General features: G+C 64.9%; 1 protein-coding gene. It reads right to left on the bottom strand.

What is annotated here, in order from left to right; all coding sequences use genetic code 11:
- Positions 1-127 precede the first annotated feature (127 nt).
- The coding region (locus APH34_RS28350) for an aromatic ring-hydroxylating dioxygenase subunit alpha (protein WP_054903787.1) at positions 128-1,279 on the bottom strand (1,152 nt) is incomplete at its 5' end.

Genomic DNA, 1,279 nt, shown 5'->3' with positions numbered 1-1,279 from the left:
TAGGTCCCGTTCGCGGTCCACAGGGCAAGCCAGGCGTCGTATTCGCCGTGGTCGAGCATGTCGCCTTCCTGCCAGATGAAGGCGGTGACTTCGTGCAGCAATTGCAGGTTCATAGGGCTCTCCACCGTCAGGCCGACATCATCTTTTTCCACTGCTGGTACGCCGCACGCATGCCGGTTTCGGCACTCACGTCCGACACCCGTCCATCGGCGCTGGGCCGTTCGCCGGGCAGGCCGCGGTTGAGCATGATCCACAGCGATTCGCCGGCGCTGGCGCCTTTCTGTACCCGCTCCCAGGCCTCGGAGTCGTCCGGCGTGCCAAAGCCCATCGGGCCCTGGAAGTGTTCGTGCAGGCGCAGGCGGTAGCGGTTGGCTGCCGCCGGGCCGCCGTCCATGGTGATCACCGCGTGGTGGATTTCGGTTTCGGTCACCGAGATCGGTTGCAGCACGCGGAAGAACGCCATCGAGCAGGCGATGTTGGGGAACAGGTTGAGGTTGAAGCCCGAACCGCCGACGGCGCGCACGATGCGCCGCACCTGCGGCTCGTCGATACCTTCCTCGCGCAGCTCGGCGGCGAGGGCCTCGAAGCGCTCAGGGATCGGCTTGTCGAGGTCGGCTTCCAGGTCCACCAGCTCGGGGATCATCACCATCACGCTGTGGCCGTTGCCCAGGTCCTCGACGTAACCGGGGCCTTTGACGAAGTCGAACAGCGCCAGGGTCTGCTCGTCGACCGAGGACAGGAAGCTTTTGTGCACCAGCGGGAAGTGGTAGGCGTCAGTGGTGTTTTCCAACTGGATCTTCCAGTTGCCGGGGAAGCGGAAGCGGTGCTCGCCGGGCACCTTGATGCCGTAGCCGGCGCCCTGTTTCATGAACAGGTCGATCCACTTTCTGGCCGCGCCGAGGAAGTCCTCCAGCGGCTCGATGTCGTCCTTGAAGGTGGCGAAGACCATGCCGGCGTAGCGTTCCACGCGCAGGCTGACCAGCGGCAATTCGGCCTTGTCCAGGCAGTCGCCATAGCTTTCCGGGTGCGGCACGCCGCGCAGCGAGCCGTCGAGGGCGTAACCCCAGCCGTGGTAGGGGCAGACGAAGCTGTTGGTCTTGCCCTTTTTGTGCTCGCAGACCGTGGCGCCGCGGTGGCGGCAGCGGTTGAGCAGCACATTGATGGCCTGCTTGCGGTCGCGCACCACGATCACCGGCTGCTTGCCGATGTAGGTGGTCTTGTAGCTGCCGGCTTCGGGCACTTCACTTTCGTGGGCGACCCAGATCCAGGTGCTGTGGAA

The organism is Pseudomonas sp. NBRC 111131, from assembly GCF_001320525.1.
In the GTDB taxonomy this organism is placed as follows: domain Bacteria; phylum Pseudomonadota; class Gammaproteobacteria; order Pseudomonadales; family Pseudomonadaceae; genus Aquipseudomonas; species Aquipseudomonas ceruminis.
This window is presented reverse-complemented; position numbering and strand designations above follow the sequence as displayed.